The 4,284-nt window shown below is 76.5% G+C and carries 3 protein-coding genes; 2 read left to right on the top strand and 1 reads right to left on the bottom strand.

The window, feature by feature from the left end; genetic code table 11:
* Positions 1-963: phosphotransferase (locus NWP10_RS10715; RefSeq protein WP_258300897.1), on the bottom strand; the 963-nt coding region annotated here is incomplete at its 3' end.
* A 72-nt stretch (positions 964-1,035) separates the two neighbouring features.
* Here NWP10_RS10715 and nudC point away from each other — a divergent pair.
* Together nudC and NWP10_RS10705 are read left to right on the top strand one after the other, a co-directional pair.
* Complete coding sequence (gene nudC / locus NWP10_RS10710; protein WP_258300896.1) at positions 1,036-2,055, top strand: NAD(+) diphosphatase; 1,020 nt, start codon at positions 1,036-1,038, stop codon at positions 2,053-2,055.
* 15 nt (positions 2,056-2,070) lie between these two features.
* Complete coding sequence (locus NWP10_RS10705; protein ID WP_158492808.1) at positions 2,071-4,200, top strand: ATP-dependent DNA helicase UvrD2; 2,130 nt, start codon at positions 2,071-2,073, stop codon at positions 4,198-4,200.
* Positions 4,201-4,284 lie beyond the last annotated feature (84 nt).

The following is a 4,284-nucleotide window of genomic DNA, read 5'->3' as shown; positions in this document are numbered from 1 at the left end:
GGCCTGCTCCCGGTCCTGCCGCTCCTGGACCTCCTCCGCGGCGCGCACGTCCGCCGCGAGCTCGGCCAGCATGGCCTCCGCCTCGGCCACCATGGCGGCGTCATGGCGGTCCAGGCCGCGGGCGAGCCACTGGGCGAGCGCGAACTCGGCCAGCAGGGCGGCGCGGCGCATCAGGTGCGTGTCGCCGTCATCGGCGGCCCCGGCCGCGGCTCGCCGGGACTCGTAGGCGTCCAGGACGCGGTCGGCCAGGTCGGGGTCCTCGGCGGCGGCCAGCCACGCCACGTCCGCGGCCGGGTCGCCCCGGTGCAGGTCGGTCCAGCCGGTCACGCCCACCACGCGGCCGCGCTCGAGCAGCAGGTTGTCCTCGTGAAGGTCGCCGTGCACGGGCACGGGGGTGAACCGCCACAGGGCCTCCTCCTCCATGGCCTCCTCCCAGCGGCGCAGCAGCAGCGGGGGGACGCGCCCGGAGGTGGCGGCCTGATCCAGCGCGTGCAGGTGCCGCTGACGGATCTCCTCGGCGGAGTAGGACGGCAGGTCGGCCTGGTCCACGACGTCGTCCGGGAGGGTGTGGATGGCGGCCAGCACGCGGCCCACGTCCTGGACGGCGGGCTCGCCGAGTCCGGCGAGCTCGTCCAGGGAGACCGGGCGGCCCGGCATGTCCTGGTAGACGAAGGTGCGCAGCCCCTCGAGCCGGACGGCGCCGGCCACGGAGGGGGTGCGGAACGGCAGGGCCGCGCGCACGGCGGGGGTCAGGCCCGCCAGGACCTGCAGCTCCGTCTCCAGGCGGATGCCGGCCTCGGGGGTGCGGGGGGAGCGCACGCGCCAGCGCTGGCCCTCCCCGTCCACCACGACGGCGGTGGAGAAGTCCGCGGGGTCGTCCGGGCTCGCCTCCACGGAGACGGGGGCGAGGCCGGGGACGGCCGCGGCGGCCAGGGCTGCGAGACGTAGGGGCTGACGATCCACCCCTCCAGCCTAGGCGCGACGCGCCGTCCGGCGCCGCCGGGCGCACCGGCAGCGGCTCGATAGCCTGGGGCCATGCCCGTCCCGGACCCCTCCGCGCCCGCCCCCGAGCCCCGCCACGACCCCACACCGGCCCCCGACCCGGCGGCGCCCCTGGCGCTGCCGCTGGCGCGCGAGGAGGTGGACCGCGGCGCCGTCGCCCGCCTGGACCCGGGGCACCTGGCCGCGGCCTGGGAGCGGGAGGGCACCGAGGTGCTGTGGCTGCAGGGCGGCCGCGCCCCGGTGACGGACGGCCGCCTGCGCTTCACGACGCCCTCCGGCCCCGTCCCGCCGCAGGCCGCCTACCTGGGCCGCGGCACCGCGGCCGACCTCGGCCCCGGCGGGCGGGAGCGCGCTGTGGTGGCCGTGGCGCTCGAGCCGCCGGCGGTCCTGCCCCCGGATGCGGCGGCCGCCCTCGCGGACGCCGCCTGGGTGGGCCTGCGCGACGTCGCGGCCGCCCTCTCCGACGCGGACGCCGGGCTGTTCGTGGCCGCCGTCGCCAACGCCAACTGGCACGCGGCCCACCGGTTCTGCTCCTTCTGCGGCGGCGCCACCGCGGTGGAGGCCGCCGGCTGGGTGCGCCGCTGCGAGGCCTGCGGCCGGGAGCACTTCCCGCGCACGGACCCGGCCGTGATCGTGGCCGTCACGGATCCGGACGGCCGGATCCTGCTGGGCCGCAACGCCGCCTGGCCCGCCGGGCGGCACTCGTGCCTGGCCGGCTTCGTGGAGCCGGGGGAGTCCCTCGAGCACGCCGTGGTGCGCGAGGTCGCCGAGGAGTCCGGCGTCACTGTGGCCGACCCGCGCTACCGCGGCTCCCAGCCCTGGCCGTTCCCGCGCTCGCTCATGCTCGGCTTCACGGCGCAGGCCCCCGCCGGCGCCGAGCCCGTGGCGGACGGCACGGAGATCCTCTCCGTCCGGTGGTTCGAGCGCGAGGAGCTGGCCGCGATGGCCCGCGAGGGCGAGATCACGCTCCCGGGCGCCGTGTCCATCGCCCGGGCGCTCATCGAGGATTGGTACGGTGGGACGCTGCCCGATGCGCAGACCCTGATCACCTAGGAGGACTCGTCCCGCATGAGCACTCCCGACGAGATCCTCCGCGGCCTCGACCCGGAGCAGCGCCGCGCCGCCACCGCCCTGCAGGGGCCCGTGTGCATCCTCGCCGGCGCGGGCACCGGCAAGACCCGCGCCATCACCCACCGCATCGCCTACGGCGTGGCCTCCGGCGTCTTCGACCCGCACCGCACGCTCGCGCTGACCTTCACGGCGCGCGCCGCCGCCGAGATGCGCACCCGCCTGCGCGACCTCGGCGTGGCCGGCGTCCAGGCCCGCACCTTCCACTCTGCCGCCCTGCGCCAGCTGCAGTACTTCTGGCCGCAGGCGGTGGGCGGCCCCATGCCCTCGCTGATCGAGAACAAGGTGCGCCTGCTCACCGAGGTCGCCCAGGGCATGCGGATGAGCGTGGACCGGGCCGGGCTGCGCGACCTCGCCGGCGAGATCGAGTGGGCCAAGGTCTCCCTGCACGCCCCCGAGGGCTACGCGGAGGCCGCGCGCGGCCGCGAGATGCCCGCCGGCTGGGACGCCACCACCGTGGCCCGCCTCTACACGGGCTACGAGGAGGCCAAGACGGCCCGGAACATGATCGACTTCGAGGACGTCCTGCTGATCCTCGTGGGCATCCTCTCCACGGAACCGCGCATCGCCGCCACCATCCGGGACCAGTACCGCGTGTTCCTCGTGGACGAGTACCAGGACGTCTCCCCGCTGCAGCACCGCCTCCTGGACCTGTGGCTGGGGGACCGGGGCGACCTGTGCGTGGTGGGCGACGCCTCCCAGACCATCTACTCGTTCACCGGGGCCACGTCCCGCTTCCTCACGGACTTCCGGGAGCGCCATCCGGACGCCACCGTCGTCGAGCTCGTGCGCGACTACCGCTCGAGCCCGCAGGTGGTGGAGGCCGCGAACCGGCTGCTCGCGGACCGCACCAAGGCGGGCCAGCGGGACCGCACGATGCCCCGCTGGCCGGACCCGCTCGAACTCGTCTCCCAGCGCCCCAACGGGCCGGATCCCGTGTTCGCCGAGTGCACGGACGACGAGGCGGAGGCCGGCTGGGTCGCGGACCGGATCCGCGCCCTGATCGACGACGGCGTCGCCGCCTCGGAGATCGCCGTCCTGTTCCGCACCAACGGCCAGTCCCAGGCGTTCGAGACGGCCCTGTCCTCGGCCGGCATCGGCTACCAGCTGCGCGGCGGCGAGCGGTTCTTCTCCCGGCGCGAGGTGCGCGACGGCATCCTGCAGCTACGGGCCGCGGCACGCGCCGCGCAGGACCTCACCGGCGACGACGTCCCGGACCGGGTGCGCGACGTGCTCGCCTCCCTGGGGTACTCGGCGCAGCCGCCGGCCGCGACGGGCGCGGCGCGCGAGCGCTGGGAGTCCCTGCACGCCCTCGTGAACCTCGCCGAGCAGCTGGCCGGCTCGCGCGGGGCGGAGTTCACGCTCACCGAGCTGGTGGCCGAGCTGGACGAGCGGGCGCAGCACCAGCACGCCCCCACCGTCCAGGGGGTCACCCTGGCCTCGCTGCACTCGGCCAAGGGCCTGGAGTGGGACGCCGTGTTCCTCGTGGGCCTCTCCGAGGGCCTCATGCCGATCTCCTTCGCCGAGACCCAGGCCGAGGTGGACGAGGAGCGCCGCCTGCTCTACGTGGGCATCACGCGCGCCCGCGAGCACCTGTCCCTGACGTGGACGCTCTCCCGCGGCACGGGCGGGCGCTCCACCCGCCGCCCCTCCCGCTTCCTCTGGGCGATCGACCCCACCCTCGGGGGCACCCGCGAGCACGCACCCGCCCGCGGATCCGCGCCCGGCGCCGCCAAGCCCCGCCGGCGCGGGGCCACCGTGGCCACGTGCCGCACCTGCGGCAAGCCCCTGGAGACGGGCGCCGAGCGCAAGGTCGGCCGCTGCCTGGACTGCCCGGCCACCTACGACGAGGCGGTGCTCGAGCAGCTGCGGGACTGGCGCAGCCGCACGGCCGCCGAGATGAAGATGCCCGCGTTCGTGGTGTTCACGGACGCCACGCTCGTGGCCATCGCCGAGGCCATGCCCGCCTCGCCGAAGGAGTTGCTGGCGGTGCCGGGGCTGGGGCGCACGAAGCTGGAGAAGCACGGCGAGGCGCTGCTCGAGCTGCTGCACGGCACGCCGACGGCCTGAGCCGGCCGCCCGCGGCCGCCCCCGCAGCCACTGCCGTCCCCCGCGGGGACCCTCCTCACGTGCCCCAGGCGAGCGCGTCCGGAT

It is taken from the genome of Micrococcus sp. HG099 (assembly GCF_024723355.1).
Classification (GTDB): Bacteria; Actinomycetota; Actinomycetes; order Actinomycetales; family Micrococcaceae; genus Micrococcus; species Micrococcus endophyticus.
This window is presented reverse-complemented; position numbering and strand designations above follow the sequence as displayed.